General features: G+C 34.3%; 25 protein-coding genes. 15 read left to right on the forward strand and 10 right to left on the reverse strand.

The annotated features are described in order from the left end of the window. Window positions 1-185: 185 nt before the first annotated feature. The gene (locus tag FACI_RS00360) at window positions 186-686 is read right to left on the reverse strand and encodes a hypothetical protein (protein ID WP_009886093.1); all 501 of its coding nucleotides are present in this window, start codon (window positions 684-686) and stop codon (window positions 186-188) included. Further along, the gene (locus FACI_RS00365) at window positions 676-2,175 is read right to left on the reverse strand and encodes a long-chain-fatty-acid--CoA ligase (RefSeq protein ID WP_369678029.1); all 1,500 of its coding nucleotides are present in this window, start codon (window positions 2,173-2,175) and stop codon (window positions 676-678) included. Before FACI_RS00365 ends, FACI_RS00360 begins: the two co-directional genes overlap by 11 nt. Before the next feature lie 222 nt (window positions 2,176-2,397). Between FACI_RS00365 and FACI_RS00370 the strand changes: the two genes are divergently transcribed. The 7 genes from FACI_RS00370 (at window position 2,398) to FACI_RS00395 (ending at window position 10,531) form a co-directional block, all read left to right on the forward strand. After that, window positions 2,398-3,021, forward strand: a complete 624-nt coding sequence (locus FACI_RS00370; RefSeq protein ID WP_009886095.1) for a hypothetical protein — start codon at window positions 2,398-2,400, stop codon at window positions 3,019-3,021. A gap of 55 nt (window positions 3,022-3,076) precedes the next feature. Further along, on the forward strand, window positions 3,077-4,402 hold the full coding sequence (locus tag FACI_RS00375; RefSeq protein ID WP_009886096.1) for a hypothetical protein: 1,326 nt from the start codon (window positions 3,077-3,079) through the stop codon (window positions 4,400-4,402). A 243-nt stretch (window positions 4,403-4,645) separates the two neighbouring features. Then, a complete protein-coding gene (locus tag FACI_RS10420; RefSeq protein WP_009886097.1) occupies window positions 4,646-4,780 on the forward strand; it encodes a hypothetical protein in 135 nt (44 codons plus the stop codon). A 72-nt stretch (window positions 4,781-4,852) separates the two neighbouring features. Beyond that, on the forward strand, window positions 4,853-6,055 hold the full coding sequence (locus FACI_RS00380) for an RAD55 family ATPase (RefSeq protein WP_009886098.1): 1,203 nt from the start codon (window positions 4,853-4,855) through the stop codon (window positions 6,053-6,055). 275 nt (window positions 6,056-6,330) lie between these two features. Then, a complete protein-coding gene (locus FACI_RS00385) occupies window positions 6,331-7,635 on the forward strand; it encodes a glycosyltransferase family 2 protein (protein ID WP_009886099.1) in 1,305 nt (434 codons plus the stop codon). A 158-nt stretch (window positions 7,636-7,793) separates the two neighbouring features. Beyond that, entirely contained in the window at window positions 7,794-8,843 is a 1,050-nt protein-coding gene (locus FACI_RS00390) for an IS4-like element ISFac10 family transposase (protein ID WP_009886016.1), read from the forward strand. Window positions 8,844-9,130: 287 nt separating this feature from the next. Then, the gene (locus tag FACI_RS00395; protein ID WP_009886100.1) at window positions 9,131-10,531 is read left to right on the forward strand and encodes a hypothetical protein; all 1,401 of its coding nucleotides are present in this window, start codon (window positions 9,131-9,133) and stop codon (window positions 10,529-10,531) included. A 30-nt stretch (window positions 10,532-10,561) separates the two neighbouring features. Here FACI_RS00395 and FACI_RS00400 read toward each other — a convergent pair whose 3' ends face one another. The 3 genes from FACI_RS00400 to FACI_RS00410 form a co-directional block, all read right to left on the reverse strand. After that, on the reverse strand, window positions 10,562-12,112 hold the full coding sequence (locus FACI_RS00400) for a tetratricopeptide repeat protein (protein WP_009886101.1): 1,551 nt from the start codon (window positions 12,110-12,112) through the stop codon (window positions 10,562-10,564). A 115-nt stretch (window positions 12,113-12,227) separates the two neighbouring features. Further along, the gene (locus FACI_RS00405; RefSeq protein WP_009886102.1) at window positions 12,228-12,713 is read right to left on the reverse strand and encodes a hemerythrin domain-containing protein; all 486 of its coding nucleotides are present in this window, start codon (window positions 12,711-12,713) and stop codon (window positions 12,228-12,230) included. Window positions 12,714-12,742: 29 nt separating this feature from the next. Beyond that, on the reverse strand, window positions 12,743-13,465 hold the full coding sequence (locus FACI_RS00410) for an ArsR/SmtB family transcription factor (protein WP_019841303.1): 723 nt from the start codon (window positions 13,463-13,465) through the stop codon (window positions 12,743-12,745). Between the two features lie 113 nt (window positions 13,466-13,578). On the opposite strand from FACI_RS00410, the gene FACI_RS00415 reads away from it, so the two are divergent. Beyond that, a complete protein-coding gene (locus tag FACI_RS00415) occupies window positions 13,579-14,787 on the forward strand; it encodes an MFS transporter (RefSeq protein ID WP_009886104.1) in 1,209 nt (402 codons plus the stop codon). 266 nt (window positions 14,788-15,053) lie between these two features. Here FACI_RS00415 and FACI_RS00420 read toward each other — a convergent pair whose 3' ends face one another. Beyond that, complete coding sequence (locus tag FACI_RS00420; protein WP_009886105.1) at window positions 15,054-15,809, reverse strand: class I SAM-dependent methyltransferase; 756 nt, start codon at window positions 15,807-15,809, stop codon at window positions 15,054-15,056. Between the two features lie 193 nt (window positions 15,810-16,002). On the opposite strand from FACI_RS00420, the gene FACI_RS00425 reads away from it, so the two are divergent. After that, window positions 16,003-17,163, forward strand: a complete 1,161-nt coding sequence (locus tag FACI_RS00425) for an IS256-like element ISFac8 family transposase (RefSeq protein WP_009886106.1) — start codon at window positions 16,003-16,005, stop codon at window positions 17,161-17,163. 149 nt (window positions 17,164-17,312) lie between these two features. Further along, window positions 17,313-18,875 (forward strand): APC family permease, encoded by a 1,563-nt coding sequence (locus FACI_RS00430; protein WP_009886107.1) that lies wholly within the window; start codon window positions 17,313-17,315, stop codon window positions 18,873-18,875. On the opposite strand, the gene FACI_RS00435 is transcribed toward FACI_RS00430, so the two are convergent. Together FACI_RS00435 and FACI_RS00440 are read right to left on the reverse strand one after the other, a co-directional pair. Continuing rightward, a complete protein-coding gene (locus FACI_RS00435) occupies window positions 18,872-19,609 on the reverse strand; it encodes an ABC transporter ATP-binding protein (protein WP_009886108.1) in 738 nt (245 codons plus the stop codon). The genes FACI_RS00430 and FACI_RS00435 overlap by 4 nt on opposite strands. Next, window positions 19,596-20,498, reverse strand: coding sequence for an oligopeptide/dipeptide ABC transporter ATP-binding protein (locus tag FACI_RS00440; protein ID WP_009886109.1), 903 nt, complete (start codon window positions 20,496-20,498; stop codon window positions 19,596-19,598). The genes FACI_RS00435 and FACI_RS00440 overlap by 14 nt, the downstream gene beginning before the upstream one ends. 556 nt (window positions 20,499-21,054) lie before the next feature. On the opposite strand from FACI_RS00440, the gene FACI_RS00445 reads away from it, so the two are divergent. From FACI_RS00445 to FACI_RS00465, 5 genes are all read left to right on the forward strand, one after another. Further along, window positions 21,055-21,645, forward strand: a complete 591-nt coding sequence (locus tag FACI_RS00445; protein ID WP_009886110.1) for a hypothetical protein — start codon at window positions 21,055-21,057, stop codon at window positions 21,643-21,645. Continuing rightward, a complete protein-coding gene (locus tag FACI_RS00450; RefSeq protein ID WP_009886111.1) occupies window positions 21,642-22,196 on the forward strand; it encodes a hypothetical protein in 555 nt (184 codons plus the stop codon). Before FACI_RS00445 ends, FACI_RS00450 begins: the two co-directional genes overlap by 4 nt. Window positions 22,197-22,275: 79 nt before the next feature. After that, a complete protein-coding gene (locus FACI_RS00455) occupies window positions 22,276-22,842 on the forward strand; it encodes a TDT family transporter (RefSeq protein ID WP_009886112.1) in 567 nt (188 codons plus the stop codon). 49 nt (window positions 22,843-22,891) lie between these two features. Continuing rightward, the gene (locus FACI_RS00460; RefSeq protein ID WP_019841306.1) at window positions 22,892-23,803 is read left to right on the forward strand and encodes a transposase; all 912 of its coding nucleotides are present in this window, start codon (window positions 22,892-22,894) and stop codon (window positions 23,801-23,803) included. 62 nt (window positions 23,804-23,865) lie between these two features. Beyond that, window positions 23,866-24,252: a TDT family transporter gene (locus tag FACI_RS00465; RefSeq protein WP_009886114.1), complete on the forward strand. Its 387-nt coding sequence runs from the start codon at window positions 23,866-23,868 to the stop codon at window positions 24,250-24,252. Window positions 24,253-24,305: 53 nt separating this feature from the next. Here FACI_RS00465 and FACI_RS00470 read toward each other — a convergent pair whose 3' ends face one another. Together FACI_RS00470 and FACI_RS00475 are read right to left on the reverse strand one after the other, a co-directional pair. Further along, a complete protein-coding gene (locus tag FACI_RS00470; protein ID WP_009886115.1) occupies window positions 24,306-25,295 on the reverse strand; it encodes a mannonate dehydratase in 990 nt (329 codons plus the stop codon). A 64-nt stretch (window positions 25,296-25,359) separates the two neighbouring features. Then, window positions 25,360-26,136, reverse strand: a complete 777-nt coding sequence (locus FACI_RS00475; protein WP_009886116.1) for a glucose 1-dehydrogenase — start codon at window positions 26,134-26,136, stop codon at window positions 25,360-25,362. Window positions 26,137-26,243: the final 107 nt, after the last annotated feature.

Genomic DNA, 26,243 nt, shown 5'->3' on the forward strand with positions numbered 1-26,243 from the left:
TGGTCAATTGACAGCGGGAAGCACTACACCTACCCCATTGAGATAATAGTAAGCACTCATTCTGATATTCTCTTGTAATTCCTATTACCTTTCGTATCCGGTTATCTGTAAAGGAAGCATCAGGTACAACTTCTATGATTCATTACAGTATCATGCAATGGTTCCCGGGATGTCATATATTGAGTTTATAAGTTATCCATATTTATGTTTGAATTACTTAAATCCTGGTAATCAGCATGGAAATACGTTGGCTTCAGTGTTGCGTCCTGTATAGTTATGTTTCCGCTTATTACCCCAGTAATCAAGGTAATTGGAGTTAATATCCCATCAACAAGAGTATCAATCACGGAGAAACCCAGGGAATTCGACCACAGATTAAGTCCTGTAAGATTTCCGGTTGTTGCGGTTATATTGACTTTCCCATTTGATGCAATTATATGTATAAGCGACAGGGATGTGAGGTTGGCACTTACTGCCGTTATGTGGTATGTCCCATTTAATTCGGGAGTAATAACACCATAGTGCAATGTTATGCTTGTAATATTCATATACGCCGGCTGGGATCCAGAATTTGAGGCTGAATACTGATTGCCTGATGTACCGGTACTGTATGGTACAAAAATAATGGATGATAAGAGAATAACTGCCACTACTGGCACAACTATTAGATATTTTTTATTTACCATTATCTCCACCGCGCAGAGCCTTCTTATCAACTTTTCCAACAAGGGTTAGCGGAAGTTCGTCCCTGAATTCTATTATTTTCGGTACTTTATAAACTGCCAGCCTTTCTTTGCAGAAATTTATTATCTCAGCATCAGTCAGTGAACTATCCTTTTTTACAATAAATGCCTTTACAGTTTCACCGCGATGTGCATCTTTCACCCCTATAACAGCACACTCAGAAACTTTCGGATTTTCATATATAACTTCTTCAACTTCCCTTGGATATATGTTATAGCCGCCTGCTATAATTAAATCCTTTTCACGGTCGACGATATATACGTAACCATCTTCATCCATCTTTGCAATATCACCGGTATGCAGCCACCCATCTACCATTGTTTTTGCATTTTCATCAGGCCTGTTCCAGTACCCTTTCATAACCTGCGGACCTTTGATTACTAGTTCTCCAGGTTCATTAAGAGGCATTTCAGTTACTCCATCCTCTGTTGAAACTATTTTTTCATATGTATTGGATACAGGCAAGCCTACAGAACCAAATCTCCTGTATTTTTCCCTATCATCCTCAACCAGCGGTGTAACATTGGCAACAGGCGAACATTCACTTAACCCGTATCCTTCAACGAGAATTGCACCGGTCATTGATTCAAAATTCTTTTGCAGTTCTACCGGCAATGGAGATGCCCCTGAAATACATATTTTTACATTGTCAATATGGTATTTCTTAACATCCTTATATGTAATTATTCCATGGTAAAGTGTGGGTATTCCCGGAAATGCTACAGGCTTTTTCTTATCTATTATTTTTAATGCAGTCTTAATATCCCTGGGATCCGGTATAAGGATAATTTTAGAACCCTGCAGCAATGGTGTCAACATTGCCGTCATCATGCCGTATACATGGAAAAAGGGTATTGATGATAGATAGGAAATGTTTTTCTTATATTTGTCAGGCATGTATTCAATTATCTGATATGCGTTTGAAATTAAATTTTTATGTGTAAGTATTGCAGCCTTTGGCAATCCGGTAGTGCCTCCTGTATACTGAAGCAGGGCAGGGTCATTTTCCGGGTCTATATCAGCTTCCTTTGATGGTAATTTAGATTTTTTAGGCACCTTGCATAAATATATATTGTCTGCTACAGGTATCTTCTTATGTTCTTTTTTAATCAATGTATATAACTGTGATACAACCGGTGGCAGGTAATATTGAACCTTCACGACAAGAATTCTTTTCAATTTAGCCGGATATAATGGCAATGCCTTGTCTATAAAATCATCCATTACTATAAGTGTATTTGCCCCTGAATCCTTTATTTCAAATTCCAGTTCTCGCATTGTATACAATGGATTTACCTGTACAATAATAGCACCAAGTTTAACAATCGCAAAGAAATATGTTATGTACTGCGGTATGTTAGGCAGCATAACTGCAATTCTGTCACCTTTGGTGATACCTAACTCCCCCAACCTCACAGAAATAGAATCGATTGTTTTCTTTCAGGCTACTGTATGTTATTTTTTTGCCCATGAAATCTATTGCAATATTATCTTTATTTTTTTCAACTGAGTCAGAGAATGCTCTGTATATGCTTATATCCGTATTTCAATAGTTCTCCTTACCCAAGGAGGGTAACTTTTCTGTAAAGCTTCATCAAGGCTGTTAACCTTTACTTCAATCATTTTATCACCATTCTATTATCTCCCATCATTATGTGGGCCGCCAGGAATGAAAAGCCAAGGTTTAGATTGCTCATACTGAAAGACCCTGCCTTCTGGTATGATGCATTTATAGTCACATTTGTCTGGGTTATCTGGTTAGCTGTTATTGTGAAATGGGGATTTTCAGATATAGTTAGATTCACGTATGACGTGTTTGTGGCATATATATGGTATGCGTATAAAGTAACATTGGTACCTACCGCACAGGGCGAAGTAATTGTCGTGGATGTTGTGGAATTGATGTATTTTGTAAGTACCATACTGGAAATAACGACTTTGCTCATAGTCACCTTATATTCAGTAACACCACTGACATTTATAGTTTGTATCTCCGGGTTAATTAAGGTCATTTTAGATGCTTTAATAGAGAAATCAGTCAAGCTTATAGACTTTGCGGTTACTGTTCCTGATGTTACTGCTGCATATGAAACACCGGAAACTATGCTAATTGCAGCTAAAGCAATTGCAATAGTAATTAATTTATTCCTCCTTGCGTGGATATTTTTTGTATTGTCAATAAATCTTGATATTTATATCACCTTTTACAGTAAATTATTATTAGGGACTTATATAAACATGACTGCAGGGAAGTTATCACTCTTAATTAGTGCTTAGAAAGCTCTATTTCACTATAATAACATTAATTAACCATATGCATTTATATTTACTTATGGAAGAAGGAAGTGGGCATATAGAAGTAAAGAAAATAAAGGGGAAACTGTATGCGTATTACACGGTAAATAAATGGGATAAAAGAACAAAAAAGGAAATTAAAAAAAGCAAGTATATGGGGAAGGTAAAAGATGGTAGGATAATACAGAAAGATTTTGTATTGCCAGAAAAATCTCTGCAATATGGAGATATTGCATTATTAATGGATCTTAATAAGGATTTAGTCATTAAAATACTAAGAGGTTTCACAAAATATAAAACGGAAATTATTGTCCTTGCTTTTATAATTTCATTATATGGCTCACCATTAGCATTTTCTAAATATTACTATAAAAGAACGTTCTTATCATATATATGGCCGAGAGTCAGGCTCAATGAGGAAAATATCCCGGGCATTTTAAAAGAGCTTTCCAGTGAACGGAATTTGTATGAAAGTATGACTGTTATAGAAGAAAATATGCTATTGATGCATATAGAAATATCCATAAATGTACAAACCCTGAATAAAAATAGCGCAAGCCCGGTAATAATAGATATATTGATTGATGCTTTGACGTTAAAAGTAATAAATGTTAAGCATATGGCTGGAGTCAATGATTCGGTTGGCCAATTTATAGATCTTTGTGATCGAATTGCGAGGAATAACGGCGTAATAATCCCTGAGGGTAAATATTATAATAAGAAAAATCTTAAAATTTTACTGGATGGCAAAAGAAATTTTATAATGGAAATAGAGGAAGCCCAGTTGCCAAAAATTAAGAAAATGTTAAAGATAGATAAGTTATTGCTAAAACGGGAATATAATGAATTGTTAAAACATGATTTATATTATACGAAATACAGCTCAGGGAATATATTTTATTACTTTTTTTACGACAAAATTCTTAATGGAAGGGAAATTGTTGAGGCAAATGCAAATGTAAAAATTGTACTGTCAAATCTTGATATAAATCAGAACCTGATCTATCAGGCCATAAACATAAGAAATTTTCTCTATAAAAAATTGCTATATTCCAGATACAGAATATACAATGACAGTATTTATTTAAAAAATAATATGTCCGTAGATGGCTATCTCATACTCAATTCAATAGCCCTGGAAATGTATTTACTATTGTACAGGTATTCTGACTTCATTTATCCATACAGGAGCAAATATATAGATACTCTGCTACTTGAACTGTCCGGAGTTGATTTGTTTTTAATCAAGAATCATTTATACTTGCCTAAAATTACCAAAAATATTGATAAGAAATTAAATTCTATTAATAAAGACATAAACATAAAAGATTTTGAATCCTTGATGCTTTACAGAAAAATGTAATTCAGTGTAACAATGCAGAATATGCTTTAAAGGCTAACTACATTTCACCTGGAAATGCCAGGCAGTTCGGACCTAATTTTTTTATTTAAGCTATATATTAAGGAAATATTCCAGAAACATAGAAATATGAACAGAACCAGCTGGATTTACCATATATTATCAATATAATTTGCCCGGGTAAATGCGTGTAATAGCTGCAAGAGCACAGGTAAAATTTAATAGATATACAGATATTAATATCAGATGAATGTTGATGATTTGTTTATTTACGATTTAAAATATGGAAAACTCAATGGCCAGTTAATTAATGGTGAATTTTACGCCATAGACGGGGAGTATATGAATGAAGATTTGCCAGGCATACTGGAGAGGCTTTAGGATTACGGATATGTAATTGAACAGGGCTCAGTATTCGATTTAAAATGCAAGTACTGTGGTGGGGACAAATTTTTGGTAGTCCCATTTTCTGAATCCGGCAATATCCCCGTGGATATGGATAAATCTCCACCTGGTCCGGATAATCTAAAGGAGGTTTACATATGCAGGGACTGCAGAAAAATTAATATTCCGGGTGGTGAATGGGATAAACATAAAAAATATTTAATAAAAGATGTGGTAAACAATGTGGCAGATGCACTGCATGAATTTACAAAAATACTGGATGAAAATAAATTAACATACGAAATACCTTCCATGATAACATGTAAATCAAGAAGCCATATTTTCAGTGTAAAAATAAGGGCAGATTATGATTACTTTATTGATATGTATTCACATGCTGATTTCAGGGAAGTACTGGAAAATACAGAGTTATTCAAATCTGAATTTCCTTCCAGAAAAATAGCCATTTTTAATATATCTGATGAATTTTCCGATAGAGATACCGGCAGCGAAATTGAATATTACAGTGCGGCCAGCAAAGACGACCTTGTCCTGAAATTGAGACAGTATGTAAATAAACTTATAACTTCTAAGGAGTACAGGTTTGGCATAGATGAATTTGACAATATTTTGTTATACGGGCTGGAAGAAAATAATGTATACGGCATTGAGACATTTTCATCCGGGAACACTTTGTATTTCCTCTCCAAATTCCTGATGCAGGGAGCGTTGAACGGTCAGAACGGACTCTATATAACCACAAGGTATTCCCCGGAGTATATATTAAAAATCGCTGATAGTTTTGGCATAAATATAAAGCAGCTGGTAAACGACAAAAAGATATTCATATTCGACGGTAACTCCTCCCTGGAGAAATTCCAGCACAGTGAATCTGACATATGGAAGATCAGGGACCACATATCAAAGGTTATATCTGAAATTGGCAAATATATTACTAAATACAATATAAAAAGGCTGGTTATAGACTCAATAGAGCCACTTGAAATTAGTCCGGGTGAGGATAGTATAAGATATCTTTTCAACGAACTGAAAAATCTTGACTGTGTGACCATGGCAACGAAATATATCAATAATATAAATTCAAATTCAATAGAGGATATGTATTTTACAGGAATAGTTGAAATTGGAACGGTAATTGATTTAAATTCCATTAAAAATATTATTGTGATAAAAAAATTCATGATAAGGGATAATTCCAGGAGACTGGTTGAATACAATATAACAGACAAAAATACCCTCGAAATAAAGTGACATGCATGGGGAAGAAACCGTATTTTATTGTATTTCTCTCCATAATTTTCATCGTGCTATATTTATATTTTCTGGTAATTTCACTTATATCACTGGATTAAACTATAGCAACAAAATTTCTTACTGTATTGCTCATATTGATAAATGGTTTTTTTATCATGCATACTCTGGAATATTTATATTATTATTTGATAGCATCATCAAAATATGAGCAACAGTGGCATATATTTATACAACATATGCCTGCTTTTTTATACTAACTTGACCCCTATTATTTGATAGCATCATCAAAATATGAGCAATCAGTGGCATATTATTTCAGCAGATATTTTCCATTCACCACAACTGTGTTTATCGCCTGTTACAACGAACCGGTGGACGTTCTTGAAAATACCATATTCAGCATAAAGCAGATGTGCAAACGTGGAAATGGTTCACCGTATATTCTTGACGACTCAACAGATAAAAAGACCATAGAGGATATTAAAGACCTGGCACTACGATACAGGATTGGCTACATACACAGGGATAACAGAAGAGGATACAAGGCTGGTGCATTGAATGATGCGCTAAAAATAACAGATTCAAAATATTTTGCAGTATTTGATGCAGATCAGGAACCACTGCAGGAATTTCTGACAGAATTAATTCCAATAATGGAAGACAACGATGACCTGTCCATAATCCAGGTACCACAGAAATATGTAAACAATAATACTCCTGTAGCTAAAGGTGCCAACGATATTCAGGAAGTATTTTATAACTTTATAACTGAGGGAAAAAGCCTTGAAAATAGCATGTTCTCATGCGGTTCCAATGTTATATACAGAACTGAAACAATAAAAAGTATCGGGGGATTTAATGAAAAGAATGTTACAGAAGACCTGGCAACATCAATTAAATTGCATGAAAGCGGGTACCATAGCATATATTATAACAGGCCCCTTGCTTACGGTGAGGCACCACAAACACTTAATTCTTATTTTATACAGCAATCCAGATGGTCACAGGGTTCCATAGGCATTTTTTTTCAGGTAATAAAATTGTTATTTAGAAGAAAGAAGCTGACTTTAAGGCAAAAAACAGGATATTTTGTTTCTACATCCTGGTACTTCGTCGGTGTTGTAAATATGCTTATGCTTGTATTCCCATTGCTATTTATATTTTTTAATATTGTATCCATAATTACTCCTGAAAACTATATATTTATATTCGCATTTTATATAATATTCAACTTCTTTGCATTTTCTTCGTCTGTTTACAGCGTGGAGAAATCAATAATTCCGGTAATGCGGAATATGTCCCTTACATTTATATCCAGCCCGATATTTATTAAGTCAGCAGTCTTTGCATTGATTGGAAAAAAGACTTCATTTAAAGTTACACCAAAAGAAGATTCTTCCAGAATTCCGTTAAAAGGTGTATGGGCACAGCTTTTAATATTTTTTATAACCGGTATAGGGTTAATTTACTCGGTATACAGATACCTGATTTCAGGGACTCTGGAGTATTTATTAAATGGAATTTTTATGCTATATTTCTTTTCTTTAAGCTCTACCCTGTTTTATTATAACAGATAACTTAAACCTCTTTTCCCAGAAAGTATCTGGAATATGCGCTATATTTTCCGGCACATAATAATTTTATGTTATAAACTTATTAATTATCATACCAGTTTCCTATATTTAACCATTATGCATGACCATGTCATATTTATTCTATGATTTAATTTTTAATTATGGATGAGAATGTCAATAAAATCCTTAAAAAACACTGCAATAAAATATCTAAAGAATCAAAGGTTGAAGGAATAGGCATAGACAGCTATTCCAGGAAATTTAACCTATCAGCACATCTATCCATTTTAGCAACTGGAATAATTAAAAAGAATGACCTTACAGATATAGCATATAACAATGGAATAAGCAAATCACAGCTGTCAAAGCTTAACAATAAAAGGCCATACAGTATATTTGAAAAGGTATTTTACAGTATTCTGAGGCCCTTTATAAAGGCACACAGGTATGATATATACCATGATTATATTGACAGATTATACAGTGTTCTGGCAATAGATTCTACATTTATAGAAACAATGGTTAAGGGTTCAGGCATCTATCAGAGGGGGGAAAGGAGAAATGGAATAAAAATACATACTGCAGCCATTGCAAGCCCCTATCCTTTGCCATTGAAGGCAATAATTACACCTGCAAATGTACATGATTCTAAAGTATTTGATGATCTGCTGGAATATATCAATGAATACATATCTGGCAATACAGTATTAACATTTGATTTAGGGTACTATAATCTTGGCAGGTTCATGGAGTTAAAGGAAAAAGGTATAAATTTTGTTTCAAGGATAAAGAAGAATGCTGATTATACTGTAATAAAGGAGGAAACATTCAATTCTAAGATTGTAAGGTTTAGAAATGGATTGGAATTAAGATTGGTATCACTGGATATTAATAATAGGAAAAGGGAATATATAACAGATATACTGGACCTTCCTGAAATATACATTTATTATATCTACATGAGAAGATGGGTAATAGAGAAAATATTTGAAAATATGAAAAGGATTTTAAAAATAACACATTTAATATCAAGGGATTTAAATGGAATTATAAACCAGGTATTTGCAACTCTTATTTCCTATATTGTACTGTTGATATTGCAATCATCAATGAATATATACCATACTCCTGCGGAAATAGTAAGGTCAATAAGGAACAGTAAAGAGCTTGATATTGGCCATGATTACATGAGCAATTTCAATAAAATATAATAGCAATAAATTAAATCGGGCTTACTTAATAGTAAGCCCTTACCCCTTCCATCAGGCAATATTATGATCTTAATTTTTTATAATAATTTTTCCATTGGATTTACAACCAGCAATCAGAGAATTTTAATTATAATTCCATTGCTCGACAATAATTGTCATAGCAACACTGTGTAAATTGATGTTATCTTTATGAAATTGCAAATGATCAGATATAAATATTGGAAATCTGTATGTAATTATATAAAATATTTTGTCATAATTTATATACTTTAACATTATTGCTCTTTATGAGTTTTAAGGCTCTTGTTTTATTTGGTTCATCTACAGATTTACTTGAATCTTCTTTTTCTTCCACTTTGCGCCTTGTTGAATCCTTCGATATAGATTCTGTCAAAATTTTATATTCATCATTTGCAGAAGATCAATGCATTAAATTAAAAGAACTACTTCAGAAAGTCCTGAAGGACAAATACATAACTATAACTGGTGAACAAATTAATGAAAACAGTTATGAAACACAATTCAACGAATTAATAGATAGCAACACTATCCTAAGCCCTACATCAGGTTCAAAGTTTTATGCTTTCGTATCCACAAAAATAGCAGTGGAGAAAAACACAACTATAATCCATACCATGTTTCCTTTCGGGCCGTGGAAGGGAATGTTTTACCCCTTTGTTCCCAGATTCTTCCAGCCAGTAAAAACAATAAATGGAGACATACAACCTCAAGAAAAAGTAAGGAATATATTCGACAATGAGGAAGCAGTTAAAAAGAGCATCAGCGGGTTTACCTATCAGAAACTCGGAGCGTCTAAAATAAGTTTCAGGGTGGGCAATATGGCATTAAAATTAAACTTAAACAACCCGCTGAATTATTATGATGGAACACCAAATGTTTCAACCTCTCTGGGAATAAGCAAAAATGGGGCTATGTCCTTAAACAAAAGCGATTCTGACAGTATAATTAAATTCCAGTTTGAAAATAAAGCTAAAAATTTTAACTTATCTTACAATAAAGATGGTGAATTCAGGCAAATTGAAAGGGGGGCTTTTCAGGATATGAAAAATTTAATTAAAATAGCGATAGATGCCGATCTGGAAAATCTCAATAAGGATAACTCAGGAAGAAATGCTATATCACCTGCAGATATTATCGGGCTTCTAGGGTTCGAAGATATAAAAGTTGAAGGTGAAAATCTAATGGAACGGCCCGTAGAAAATCTCGGAGATCAGGTTAAAGGCATTGTTGTGGACACAAATCTTGTTTACTCTGGCATCTTAATGTACAAGGGCATGAAAATGATGATTCCATACTGTACCTATGTTGAAATAGCCAACAGAAGATCAGAATTGCTAAAATATGACGCGGATAACAGAATTAAATATGTATATGGCACGTTTCTCTGGGAAAGTTTAACCGAATTGATGAATCGCAATCAAATGCTGCGTACCGAGGCTTTTTTCTGTGATGGAGTTATTCCAATGATTGACCCGCTTCTGATAAAAGACTGTGCAATAGTGACCAGGGACGAGGGTGCTTACAGACACTGGCTGGACATTTTCCCGAGAAATGTTATGGTAATGAAAGCTACACAGAATGTGTCTGAAAATCGGGCAAAAATTGTATTTGCTTTAATGTTGCTTTCTTCAATGATAAGGGAATTAAAATTCTCCAATTATAATTGAGTTATAGATTATTTCTTAATTATAAGAAAATTAATTTAAATTATTACAATGTTTATTAAAATAATCTTCTAAAAATTCTGAAATTTTAGAATTTTCAAAGTCCATGTATTGATTAATTATCATGCACACATCCTCCTTTGAATCAATGCCTTCAAGTATTTTTGTAGCTTCTTCAGTCCTGTTAACTGCAGATAATATGCATGCCTTTTCTATAGCGTATAAAGCATGTATAATATTTTCTTCTTTATCAGGAAGAGTGTTCAGCAATTGAATTATTTTCTCATGATAATTCTTTGTGATTGAATCTTCTATTGCCGGATTCAATATATCGGAGATATCTTCAATATCATCTTCCATTTCAACAGCCCTGCCAAGGTATTCAACAGCTTTATCGTATAAGCCCATGTTAGCATAAACAGTGTAATATGCCCTTTCTATTTCAGGGCCTTTATCCAGTTTTGAAATCCTGTTCAGAATATCTACAGGTTCATCTTTTACACCATTATGGGAAAGCTCAATTGCATAATTAATTCCGTATTGTATAGAATCCGGTTGTTTATCGTATAGTGTTTTAATTGGCAGCAATGCATCTGCATGTTCCCCTTTTTCAGAGAGGGCATAGAATTTATAAAAGATAAAAGTTTCTTCCTCAGGGTATTTTCTGGCATTTTCCTCTATAATGGATAATGCAAGGTCATATTGTGCGGTTGTTACAAGCATCTTTATATATTCTTCATTGGCCTCAATATTGTTGTTTCTTTTTATATATTCCTTAAATATACCGTTACCCATATCGTATTTCTGTTCAATATAGTACACTTTTGCAAGATTAGATGCCATGTCAAGATTATCTAAAGCGCTATTATAGAAATCTTTAGCAATTTTCTCAGCATTATCCATATCCCCATTATCGAGTAGAAAATCGGTAATTCTTACCAGGTAATCCGTATCAGCAGTATTTTTAAAAGCATCTAATAGAGCCTTGGTAAATTCAAATGCACCTCCTGTTGCCAGTTTAAGCTCAACCATCAGGTCATTTGTGATTTTATCGTTTTTCCTGAAACGCAGGGACAATTTTAATTCTCTTTCTGCCATTTTATAGTTTCCAGCATCAAGGTATAGTTCCGCCAGGTCTCTGTGCCCATCCGGATCAGATGGGTTTTTCTCCAGGGATAACCTGTATGCGGATATTGCATCTTCTGTCCTTCCTAAATTGTTAAGTGCCTTTGCACGGTTATAATAGGAAAATTCATAATCATTATCGACTTTTATTGCCTTGTCCGCAAGTTCAAGAGCTTTTTCATCTTCTCCCATCTGCAAATAACATAAACTTTCCATGGAGTAATGTGATGCGTCACCGGGGTCCAGTGTTTCTATAAACTCCAGTTCCTTTATAGTTTCCTCAAAATCGCCGCTGTGGAATAATATATCAGATTTGAAATCATGGAGATCAACGTTCCTGGGCAATATTGAAATTGCCCGGTTTATGGCTTCTAATGCTCCGGCGAAATCATCAGCCTCAAATAATTTCTGGGCTTTCTCTGTCAGTTCATAAACATTTTTATTATCAGTGCGAAACATAGAACTTAATTTATGAATGCATTATTATGTTTTCTAATAACCTGAGTTCAATTTTTTTCCCCTGCATGGTAAAAGTTATATCTAACAGAAATTGAAATTTTCCAGTGCCACAGGATTAAATAAAAATATAATCCATCATCTCTTTTGATATTCCCGTCTCTTTTGCATAATTTTCAACATCATTTGATAATATTATTTCATGTGCATTTTTCATAGCAATATCCTGCTGTTCCTGATTAATATTTTTCCACCGGGAAAATAAGAGTATTTCTTCATTGGAATTGTGCTCTGTTAGAGTTTTATAAAATAGGGGCAACCGTACATTGAATAAAGGATTCTCACTTAATTTCCATTTATATAAATTATTGAACAGTGTTTCTATCAATTTATGATCTGCAATAAGAGTACTTATTAATTTTGATGTGGAACTGTCGTTCTCTTTTAATAAGGGAAATACAACAGTTTCTTCAATGTTAACATGAATATTTAATAGGAATTTATTGAAATCTATTAATTCAGCGCTGCCTTTCTGGAGTATATTATTATAAGCTATTATTCTGATTCCAGAATGTTCGACCATAAGCAATTCTACTGTATCCATTAATATACATTCTACTGGCACTATAAAAGTTATGGTATTACACCAAACCATGATTCGAGCGGTTTGATTATGTCAATTACCCTTGTATTTCTGTATATTTTAATATAATTTTGATTTATAAGAGCTTTCATAATTTCCGATCCAAGGGCTCCGCCAAGATGGTATTCTTTTTCTGTTAAATCCATGCACCCATAAGCAAATATTCTTCCATGCTTTTTCTGCACAGGTATATTCACTCCCAGCCTGGTTAGTATAATTTCTCCGGAATCTGTCAATTCATATTCAGGCTTATCATTCTTAATGGATATCCATTTCCTGGATAACAATAATTTTAATAACATAACCCCGGATTGCCCGGCCATATGATCATAACACCTTCTGCCCTTCTGAAATTGTTTATGTGAATCGAATTCCGGTAAATTATCCACAGTTACAGATGTTGCAATGTTGTCAAGCCATGATGTTAATGACTCTATGGATTCTGGTATAATTTTATAATATTTTTCTCTGCCTACCTGCCATCCATGGACTATTCCATAATTCTGGAGTATCGATAACTGTGCAGATATTTTCGGCTGTGATACATTGAAGGTGCTGGATAATTGGTTAACGTTCAATTTGCCTTTTGAAAGCAATAAAATAATGCGCAACCTGACCGGATTTGATAAACAATAGAATAGCCGATCAGGCAATGATTTTGCACCAGGGTTATGATTTGAATCGTATTTGCCCTTTTTACTAACATTCTCCAAATTTTTCAATCCTCTATATTGTCTAGTATAATTATATGTATAATAACTTGCCTATACATAAGAATTTCAGTATATATCGTTCCATATAATATATTCAATATTATACAATCTTCATGGGAAACAGCTATAAGCAGGAAATAAATGAAAAAGCAAATAGAAAATATGGATTGATTGTTGCACTCCTTATTTTCGCTATTATGGTAGTATCTAACATACCAACACCGCTGTATGCATTGTACGCAATTAAGTTCAATTTCGGGTCTCTAGCAATAGCAGGCATATTCGCAATCTATGTGGTATTTCTTATTCCATCTTTATTATTCTGGGGCCAGTATTCCGATGTAAAAGGCGGGAAAATCCCCATTATTCTCGGAATTATTTTTGAGATTGCAGGCATTATAGCTTTTTTACTAGCAGGGAATATATCAGAACTATTCCTGGCCCGGGCTTTTCAGGGCTTAGCAAGTGGTGCAATATCAGGGCCTGCCAGTGCCTTATTATTTCATTATCGTGGCAAGGCAGGTGCAATTTTAACATCTGTCTCAACATCGTCTGGAACTGCAGTAGGGCCACTATTAGGCGGGGTTATGGCTGAATATCTTCCATTTCATTTGAAGTTAGTATATATTCTATCATTAATAATTATCATAATTCCAGTCGCCCGTATTGCTCCTATGATAAATAAATCAATAGTAAAAAGGCAATCCAATCATAATGTTTTTGAATTTCATTTTCCAAAACTGGATATGGAAGAGAAGAATCTATTTACATTAAGTGCAGCCACAGCATTTATTGCATGGTCTATAACTGCATTCTATATGTCTATGTCACCGCTTTACATCATAAGGTTACTGGGCATTTCCAATATAGCCATAACAGGGCTAATAGTGTTTTTGATGCTGGGGATAGCCTCAATAATGCAGATTTTATCCATGAAAAGTACTATATTTTCTTCCTTGCTCACCGGTATAATATCCCTTATTATTGCAATTGCTCTTATTGTAATATCGTTCCCATTTAAATCCATGGATATTTTTATTGTGGCAACCATTATGACTGGAATCGGGCAGGGATTTGCTTTTACCGGAGCCACAAGGGAAATTAGAACAATTTCACCTCCATTAAAAATGGGTGGGGTTTTATCAAATTATTATATCATAATATATTTTGGGGTAGGAATCCCCACAGTTATTTTAGGGCTCATAGACATGATTTCTGGATTATTCAGTGGAATTCTTTATTATGGCTCCTCCCTGATAATTTGTTCACTTATAATTATAATATTCCTGCATAAGTATAGGATAAAAATTGCAATAGATTGACATTATTATAACATTTTTAGGTAATACCCATAATTTCGTTAAAACATAAACATATCAGACCTGTTAAGAACACTCTATCTATCTTTAATGTGTTATAGGCACTTTTCATTTATTGTCTTCTTTACCTTTGTTGCCTGTAGAAATTTATCAGGTCATTTAATTCAATTAAACCTCCGGACTCATTTATTATGGATTAAGGTTTCTCGTGTGAAATCCTTGTTATACAAGATATATACTATTAAAATAAAATTTATATCTAGTTGATATTATTTTCTGGAAAAAAGCACCCTGTTGTCCAGATACTGCCATATTACTCCGGTGGAGCTAAATCCAGCATGGTTGAGTATATCTATATGTTCCTCAAGGCTAACATTTTGATCGTGCGATCCTGAAAGGTAGCGCTTTGACCTTTCCATTAATTCTTCCCTAAATACCCCGCTATTTAATATGTATTCCCACCATTCTTCCCAGTTCATAGCCTTTTCCCTGGAAATATTAAGTGCGGATATCTTATTTCTTATTTTTGAATACATCTCATGCAGGTAAACAGAATCACTGTTACTCCTGAAATGGTCGCCGTCCATGAAAATTCCACCATCTTTCAGGAGTTTATAGAAATTTTCGTATACGTTTGATAAGTTATTGCGCGGTATCCAGTGCAATGCAGTTGTGGATACTATTGCATCAAATCCCTCGTCTGCAAGGTCCTTTGCCCATGCATTTCCTTTAAGGTCATATTCGAGTATCTTTACCCTGGATCCATATATAGATGCATTGCTTTTTGCGAGCGCCAACAGTACCGGGTCATAATCTATTGAGTATATTCTGGCATCCTTGAATCTTCTGGCGAGCCTGACGGTGAATGAAGCAGGTCCACATCCAGCATCCAGTATTCTATTAACTTCTGGATGTGTTTCTTCTATTACATCCATCATAAATGAAAATCGTTCTTCTCTCATTTCTATAAGTGCGCTTTGCTGCAATTCCCAGCTTGATAGGAATTCATCATAATTTATCACCATATACAATAGATAATAAAATGTAAATTAAATTTTACTAATGATGTTAAGAATTCTATATGTTTATAAGTTTCTCAATATTCACGGTTAGGTTGTGTATGTAATTTTGTGTAAATATAAACCCCCCTGTTATCAATGAATTTAATCATTAAATAACAGGAAAGGATACCTCTTTTGAGCAGAGAGGTAACAAAATATGGAAAATACAGATATAAACATATCGGCTCTTTTGAATGTAGATATAGATAAAATACTCAAGCAAACAATAAAGGAGAAAATAGAGAAATTAATGGAAATAGAGTTAAATGCATATTTAGAGGAAAATCCAGGAATAAAGAATGGGAAATACAAAAGGGATTTAAAGACAAAGTATGGTGAAATAAAACAATTAAATGTTCCCAGAGACAGGGATAGCAATTTCCATACACAGGTAATAGAACCATATAACAGATCAATAGGAATGGAAGATCTTATAGTATCAATGTATTCCAATGGAATATCTACAAGGAGAATAGCAGGTATAATGGAGGATATTTTAGGGAATAAATATTCTAAATCTACTATATCCAGAATAACAGATTTAACCATAGAAGAGGTTTATAAATTTATTAACAGGCCATTGGACAAAAGGTATATAGCAGTATTCTTAGATGGATTATTCTTCTATTTAAGAAGGGGAAATGTAGATAAAGAGCCTGTTATATTTGCATTAGGAATAAAAGAAACAGGAGAGTATGAAGTATTAGGGTTCTATTTAACAGTTAAAGAATCACATAATGCATACAAGGAAGTACTTGAAGATCTGTATAATAGAGGATTAAAGGAGCCATTGTTAATTGTAGCAGATGGAATAAAGAATTTAGATGAGGAAGTAATGGAAATATATCCCCGATCAGAATTCCAATTGTGTACAATACACTATGCAAGGGGATTAAAATCCAATGTAAGGGAGAAAGATATTGATGAAATAACAATAGATGCGAATAAGATGTTTAAATGTGATAATAAGGAAGAAGCTATAATAAGATTTAATGATTTTAAATACAAATGGAAGAGTAAGTATCCTAAAGTTATATACAATACTGAAAAGAATCTAGGTAAATTATTAAGATTCTATAATTATCCTGTAAATATAAGGAAATCATTGAAATCTACCAATGCCATAGAGAGATTTAACGGAGAAGTAAGGAGAAGGGTAAAAACAATATCATCATTCCCTGATGAAGATTCAGCAATGAAGGTATTCTATTATAAGTCAATAGAATACAATTCAAAGCATGCATTCAGGAAGATGAACGGATACTATAAATGCAAGGATGAAATAAAGGAAATGTTTCAGAAGCGGTATCCTTTATAAATACACAGAATTCTGGACACAATCCACGGTTATAGCCTGACCTGATCATTAAATTATCGTATAATGTTCTCTTATAGTAAAGATTATACGTGTATATAATAAACCAATTCTAAAAAAGCTTATATACATTAGTGTCATACTAATTTCATATGGTAGATAATAAAACAAAGCAATATTCTAACCGTCTGATGACCGGGCAGGTTGGAACATGGGGCGCAATAGCTGAGGAAATATCCGCTATGGCACCTGCATGCGATTCAATAGCGTTTGTTGTATCATCCGCTGTCTTTGCATTTTTCCTTACGCCATTATCCTTTATTATTGCGACATTGACAATGTTCCTTGAAGTAAATACTTTATACCATCTGTCAAAGAGGCATGCCAGTGCGGGCGGATACTATGGATATATAGCAAATGCATTTGGGCCAGTTCCAGCAATAAGCGCAGGATTGATGTATCCAATGTACCAGACAGTTAGTACGGCAGCTATTCCGGTATTCGTAGCAGGTGTAGTCCTCCCTGGCGTTGTAATGTATTTTCTTGGAGTGGGAATGCCAGCATGGATATGGATACCTTTTATCCTGGCATTTATTATAGTCCCTATTGTCATTGCCATTGTCGGGATAAGGCCACAGATGAAATACATACGTGTAGCTGGATTCTTTGAGATTATTTTCCTTGCTGTGCTTTCAGCTATTATAATTATAAAGGCGCCGGACAACACATTGAATGTATTCAATCCTTTTGCGTGGCCCCAGTACAGTTCATGGTTTGCCCCTGAAGGAGGGGTTTTTACCGGAGTAGGGCTGGGAATGATATTCGGGCTTACCAGCTTTATTGGATATGGTGGCTCTGCACCGCTTGGCGAGGAAGCCACAAATCCTAAGGCAATTACAAGATCACTTACTTTTGGCCTTTTTATTGTAGGCATAGTAATGACAGAAGTAGCATATGCACAGATAGTTGGTTGGGGAATACCCCTGATGCAAACATTCAGTTCAAGTGGAATTCCTGGAATTATTGTTGCAACTACGTATACTGGAATAGTAGGTGGTGTGATGTTTGCACTGGTGGCATTCAATTCAGCCTTTTCTGATGGCGTTGCAATGCAGGCAAACGCGGGACGTGTTTATTTTGCTATGGGCAGGGATGGGATTATTCCAAAATTCTTTTCATTTATACATAAAAAATATGTTACGCCTTCAAAGGCATTAATATTCGTAGGTGTGGTTTCATCCATAGTGGCGGTGCTATCCACTTTCATTGTTGCTATGGGTGCAGGCGTAAGCCCCTATGCCCTGATGGATAATAAGGCAAGTGACCCTGTAATAATAAAAGCCCTCACAGATACATTCCAGTTTCTCACAACCATGGCTCTCGCCGGATTAATTATAACCCATATTCTTCTTAATACGAGTGTAATGACAATGTTTAGAAGATTAAAAGAGAAACACACCGGAATACGTGATATCGTATTACATATGACCCAGCATTATCTATTCCCTTCCATAGCAACCGTAATATTTATCTTCGTTCTTTATGAGTCACTTGTACCACCGGTGTATCCCATTACATATGCTATACTTATCATAGGTGTTTATACAGTGTTTTCGGTAGTATACGCACTTTATATAAAATATAAAAAGCCGGAGCTGGCAAAAAAAGCAGGTAAGTATGTAAATATTGTAGATGAAGAACACGATAAAAGTTAGATTCTCCTGTGATAATCAGGAGAATATTTTATTAATTCTTTTGTGAAATCATTTAGTGGGTCATTCATTATCTTATCAGTATAATTTTCCTCTATTATTTTTCCGTGGTTCAGAATATAGACATAGTCTGAAGCAAAAGCAATCCTGTTAATATCGTGGTCTATATAAATTATTGAAATGGTTTTCTTCAACTGCTTGAGAAAATTTAATGTTTTAAAGAGCGTAATTGAATCCATCATGGAAAAGGCTTCATCCAGGACTATAAACTCAGGTTCTGGGATTATTGATATAGCTAAGGCAAGTTTCTGCAGTTCTCCCCCGGACAATGAATGCCCGTAACGGTCCTTGTAAATGCTATAATCCATCCCTGCGATCTCCAGCTTTTTAATGGCATCGCTCATTTCTACATTATTGATGCTTGCAGCGGTTGCAAGATGCCATTCTACAGTTTTTACAGGATTCATTGATGTGTACGGGTCCTGGAATACATACCTGACAGACCCGAGGGTTCTAACCAGTGAACTATTGTAAAGGATTTGCCCTGCATAATCAGTATCGTAGCCGGTTATTATGTTAGCCAGTGTTGTCTTTCCAGATCCTGATGCTCCTGTAATCCCGCTGATATTATTGTTCCGGAATGTTGTGGATATATTATCAAGTGCATATAAATCATGATATTTCATATATCCTGATCTTATCTTATAAACTTTTGATATGCCATCAAGCTGTATCATTTTTCCACCCCGGATAATTTATGCAGCGTACTCCATGGTTATTTATAGTTCTGTATTCAATCTGTGATTCACATTCTTTAGTCCAGTACCTGCAATTATTGATAAATACGCATCCACCATATTTTTTATTATTTATTTCGATATATTCTCTATTGCGGTTTGAATATAATGGCACATATTTCAGTAGTGTGTCAGTATATGGGTGGAATGGTCCATCAAGTATGCTTGAATATTCACCATCCTCTATTATTTCACCACCATAGAGTATGTAAACTCTGTCACACACCTGGAACAATGCGTTTACATCGTTGCTGGAAAAAAGTACAGAAGCTTTCTTTTTAATAGTTTTTAACATAATAAGAAGGTTATATGTAGATATTGAATCAAGCCCTGTTGTAGGCTCATCCAGCACCAGCAATTCAGGATTTGTAAGCAAAGCCATGGCAATAACCACACGATGCCTCATTCCATCACTTAACTGGATAGCCTTCATATTAAATATTTCAGGGTCAAGGTTCAGTTCTTTGAATAATAACCGGACATATTCCTTATCAAAGGATTTCCAGTCATAAAGCTTGCCTATCTGAAAATTTACCGTTTTGAGTGGCTTAAGGCTGTTAAAAGAATCCTGTTTAACGTAAATAGCCACACGCCTGTATTTGCCATAATTTTCCTTCCGGTATATGCTTTTTCCATTATACAGAACATCTCCTTCACTGGCATATATATCTCCCATAATGGATTTCATAAGTGTGGTTTTTCCTGAACCATTTGCACCCAGTACACCAACTATTTCATGGTCTGCAACATGCATATTGATATTTTTTAAAATCTCTGTATATTTTTTATCACTATAATAGCCAGAATGAAGGTTGTTGACCTGAAGCATAAAAGTTAATCAGGGGAGTATATATAAATATTAGTAATATACTAATAGTTAAGTCAGGATTTTTTAGAAAGTGCTTTCAATCCACCTTGATCATTATCATTAAAATATTTTTCTAATTTCAATTAGACTAATCTGAATTAGACTAAAATAAATTTCATTGTTTATTTTTATAATAAAAAACCCCAGCATTTTCTTAACAATTCCAGTGATTTCAATATATGGTAAAGACTCTGGATTTTTATTATTTAATGCATTAAAGTGCCAGGTATCTTAACAACTGGAGATTTTTAACCAACTTATATTGCATTTTTGCTTCCTCCTGCCTAATATGGTGTGGAGATTAATACAGTGTCACAGATTCTATTACGGATATATCATCTCCGGAGTCTCCAGAGAGCAGAGCATTATTCGTTTAGCATAATATGTCTTAACATACATGGAATTTAGGTTATGAATATATAAGTGCAACCATAAGAAAGATTTGTTCAAATAGAAAATTGATTTTGTGATTAACCTGTTAACTAAATATCTTTATACGCATATATAATTCTACCGTGTGGTACAGAGCGAAACACATGGCATAACACTGGACAGTAGATTTAACATGAAAAATTCATTTATACGTGGATTTTCCATGCTCATAGTCCCACCAGTGCTGCTTATTATAATTTTACTTGCTCATAATTTCTATTCCCTGGAGTATTTTCACGTGGTTGCAGGATCAATGTGGACGGGGATGGACCTCATACTGGGAATATTTTTTTCCTATGTTATGAGGGGATTGGATAATTTCGAGAAAACCAGAATTTCCATGAGGTTAACTCCAACAATGCTGTATTTTATGCCCGCAATATCAGCATCAACAATCACAGCCGGCATATATACAGCAATGGCACTACACATACCATTTTCATCTCCATATATCATAGCTGCTCTTGTTATATCTGCAATTCTCTTTATTGAAGGCATAGGGATTTTCCTGCCAAACGAACTCCGTGTTTATAACGAAATTCTACATGGTGCAAAGAACACAGAAAAAATTGTGCGGTTAACAATGTTAAACCTTAAATTATCTCTGGTACAGGTAATATTCCAGATCACTATAATTTTGATTATGGCACATTTTTCAGTGCGGGTGAATTTTTGAATAATTCAAAAAATATTGGCCATGAAATACGTATGGGAGTTATTGCACTGGTAGTACCTGCAATAGCGTTTATAGCGGCACTTATAATTCCAGGAATTTTAATTCTTGACTATGTTCACGTCCTTTTTGGTGCCTTATGGACAGGTGTTGATGTCTTCATGGGGCTAATATTCTTTATTGTGCTTTCAGGGATGGAAGATAAAATCAGATCTGACATTTCCTTTAGATTAATTCCTATGCTCTTATATTTTATTCCTGCAATGTCCGTATTCACGCCTTTACTTGGCTTCACCCTTGCCATGAGGGAAAACATATTCAGGTTAGATTACCTGTTCATAGCAATCATAACAATTTCAATTATCCTCGCAGTGGTGTCCTTTGCTGTAATTGTTCCCGCAATATACAGTATTTATACGGGATTTAAAAGCAATAATGTTGATGAAAGCAGGAATGGGAAATTATTAATGCGTATTGCAAAGGCTGCATCCCTACAGATGGTTTTACAAATTATTATTATAAGCTTAATGGCATATATCGTTGTTTTTATTTAAACTTTTTAGTTACAGTAGATAACATAGCTGAATATGGACTAATATAAAGCTTTAAATGATTTTTTTAATTTCTGAATAAATGGCATCAAAGAAATTTAACATACCTGTATCCGCATTTTCCTCTGTTATGGGTATGGAAATTTCCTCCATTGCATTTCATTTTCATAGATTGGCAGCTATATCTGGATTCTTAGAATACCTTGGGGTTATAGTCTATGTATTTTTAGTTGTATATTTTATCTTTATGCTGGTGTACCGCAAAAAAATAATAAAGAATAAAACAATGGTCCCTGCATCTTTCGCGTTTGCGGCAGGCAGCAGCGTGCTTGGTTCTAGATTGTATATGGGCGGCTTCATATTTTTCTCAAAAATACTATTGTTAATTGCAATAATTTTCATAATTTATCTAGGTTTCCTGTTACTGGCAAAGACCATCAGAAAAAGAGAAATTCCTGAAATTTATTTTATGTTTATGCCCTTTATAGGCGTGTTAAGCCTCTCAAATCTGTTCACACATCTGCATGGAGCTTTTAATCCTGCAATATCAATATGGGTTCCGGTATCACTTTTTATCATAGGAAATCTATCATGGATTATAACAATTTTAAGTTTTATAAATTATAATAGAGTGTCTCACATTTCATAAAATATCAGACAAATGTCGAACATTATTAACAAAAAAACAATAATGGGATATGCCCTCACAGCAAATCCCATTGATTATGGAAATCATAGATAATATTGTTTCGCCTGATGACAGGAAAAGAAAGTACACAGATAGACAGATATTGAAGGTACTGATAGTTTTACAGATTTTCAATATATCTTATAGATCAGCCAGAATATTCCTCACAAACCATGAGGAATATATCAGAATGGCTGGTATCACAGAAATACCAAGCTTCCAGACCCTTTCAAGGAGGGCAAGGATGATAGACCTCCATGCTATAAACAACGAAATTACCTATCTTTATTCAGTTGAATCCATAGCTGCAATAGATTCATTTATAATCCATACATGCAAGCATTCAACTGCAATGAGGAGAAAAGTATGGGGTAATTATAAAGACCCTGTATCTGGATGGTCAAAGACCACAAAGGGATGGTCTTATGGTAGAAAATGCCATATGTCAATAGATATAGATTCTCTCATTATAATGGAATGGCTTATTACAAAGGGAAATATGCATGATTCACATGTGTCGCATGATATGGTGGATTCTGTGAGAGACTTCTCATATATTCTTGCAGATTCAGCTTACGATGCATCAGATATTTATGATTATATATTTGAAAATACACATGCTCTACCTGTAATTGATACCAATAAGAGAAGAGGGATAGTAGATAATAGATTACCAGTAAACAGGAAAATAGGCATTGACCTGAGAAAAGAATATGCTTCAATGTATCCTCTTAGGTGGGAAATAGAACGTACCTTCAGCATACTTGAAGAGATTATGAAAGCAGAGTATATCTGGTACACTGTGAACAGGGACTATGATACTGCAATTGGATTAAAGGCCATTGCATACAATCTCATGGTAATATCAAACAGGGTACTGGGAGAAAAACCAAGGAGGATAATGAAAATCGTCAATTGTTAAAATGTGAGACACCCTAAAATTATAAGAAATATTTCAACTATAAGAGTTTAAATGGATTTTATATGATCTATGCAGGGATATCTTCCCTAACAACGGTATCCGGAACACTGATAATAGAAAATTATGGGTTACATGGCAATAGCTTCTATGTATTGATTCATTGGATTGTAACAGTGGATTATGCCTATTCTGTGGGTTTATCCGTGTTTTTAATTCTATTTTCTATCCTGAAAATAATCAAAAACAGTATTGATTTAAATTATAAAATATCTATTTGGGGAGCAGTATTCCCATTTGGCGTGCTTTCAAGTGCCTCATATCTTACAGGCAGATATAACCATATAAATATTCTTTCTTTCCTGTCATTATTCTATGTTTCAGTAGCATTATCCCTTATAATAATAGGAATTATACAGATTATAGTCTTACTGGGCAAAGGTAAACCCTAATAGATAAGAGAGACTCATTATTACTGGAAATAAAGAATATGGATGCATTATATTTATGGCCGGGATATGCTATCTCTTAATCCCTTAATGTATCCTATAGAATATATTCTTCCGGAATATGAATATCCTGGAACTAACTCAATATCCCCTTCCAGGGTTGGTGTATGGTCAACTCTCATTATGCCATTGTAATTTATATCATTATATGCCTTCATGCATGCAGCCATATCGGTCCTGCCTTCGTTTATCAGGCTTTCCTGGTAATTATATTTATTTCCGTTTACATCCCTGAAATGCACAAAAAATATTCTGTCATTGAAATGCCTTATTGCAGAAGGAAGGTTATCAGTCATAAGGGTGAAATTACCCTGGCAAAGTGTTATGCCATTATATTTGCTTCTATTTAATTCTAACAGTTTATCATATGATTCTATAGAATTCATTATTCTATCAATCCCCCTGAAGTTTTCTATGGGCGGGTCATCGGGATGCATTGCCAGCTTCACATCGTTTTCCTCAGCTACCGGGATAATATTGTCAAGAAAATATTTTAGATTTTTCCATAATTCATCTTTTCCAATCTTTCCCATCACCGGTGGTTCTATATTTTTTATGTCATTATAGTCAAAGCCAGATACATACTCACCATTTTTTCCTATAATATCTGATTTTGTCCTCGACCATCCTGACCCGGCCATCCAGTTATAACACCAGATTTTTATGTTCAATTCACCCATGTTTTCTATCATTTTAGAAATATAATCGATTTCTTTTTCCCTGTCGCTGTTGCCATACATAATTCCATTCATCGGAGGGTTGTCTTCAATGGCAATCAAGTTTAATCCACTGTCCTGCAACATATTCATGTATTTCATCAGGGGGTAATAATCCCAGGGCTCGTCTTCTGTAGACTTTCTCCAATCATTATAATTCCTTGGCAATACTCCTACTGCGTCATTAACCCCTATCTGTTTTAATATTTTCCAGAATCTATCTGGTTTTGATTCCAGTATAATTTCTGCCAGTTTAAAATTCAATGCCATAATATGTTAATGTGAATAAATTATTAAATTATCGTGGCGCAACATTAATATTTATTCCCGTTTCTTATTCGTCAGGTGTGCTTATAGGTGCTTTTATGCTTAAACCCCCATCCACCATTATTGATGCTCCGGTTATAAATGACGACTGGTTTGATGCCAGAAATAATACTGTATTTGCAACTTCTTCAGGCTTTCCTATTCTTCCTAAAGGATGCTGCAAACCCCATTCCCTTATTTTTTCTTTAATTTTTTCTTCATTGTTGCCGACTTCCAGAATAGCTGCTTTCCTGACCAGAGGTGTATCTATTGTGGCTGGCAATACAGCATTGCATCTTATTTCAGGAGCATAATCCAGAGCTATGCTCTTTGTTAAACCTATTATCGCATGCTTTGATGTTACATATGCAGCTGCGTTTTTTGTTATAATATTTGCCTGGACTGATGAGATATTTATTATATTGCCACCATGGTTTTTTATCATTTCCTGAATGCAGTACTTTGATACATTATAAACTCCTTTAACATTTATGTCCATAATTCGATCCCACATGCCTTCATCTGTTTTATCAAGACTTGCATACTCTTCTATCCCTGCGTTATTAACAAGAATATCTATAGTATTAAATTTAGAAAGAATATTTTCAATGGTACTTTTTACATCGTTGCTACTGGAAACATCGCAATTATAGTAGGTAATTCGATCATCAGTATCTTCTGGAGTGTGCCTTGATATTGAGATAACCCGTGCACCTTCAACTGCAAATCCCAATGATATGGCCTTGCCAATACCTTTAGTTCCACCTGTAACAAGGACATTTTTACCTTTTAAATCATTATACATAGATAACAAATCTGATGAAAATATTTAAGGATGTGTTGAATTACATTTATAAAAAATCTAGGGTGAATTGTGGGGTTATTAAAATCCAGTGGTGTGTGAATTTCATT

Source organism: Ferroplasma acidarmanus Fer1 (genome assembly GCF_000152265.2).
Taxonomy (GTDB): Archaea; Thermoplasmatota; Thermoplasmata; order Thermoplasmatales; family Thermoplasmataceae; genus Ferroplasma; species Ferroplasma acidiphilum.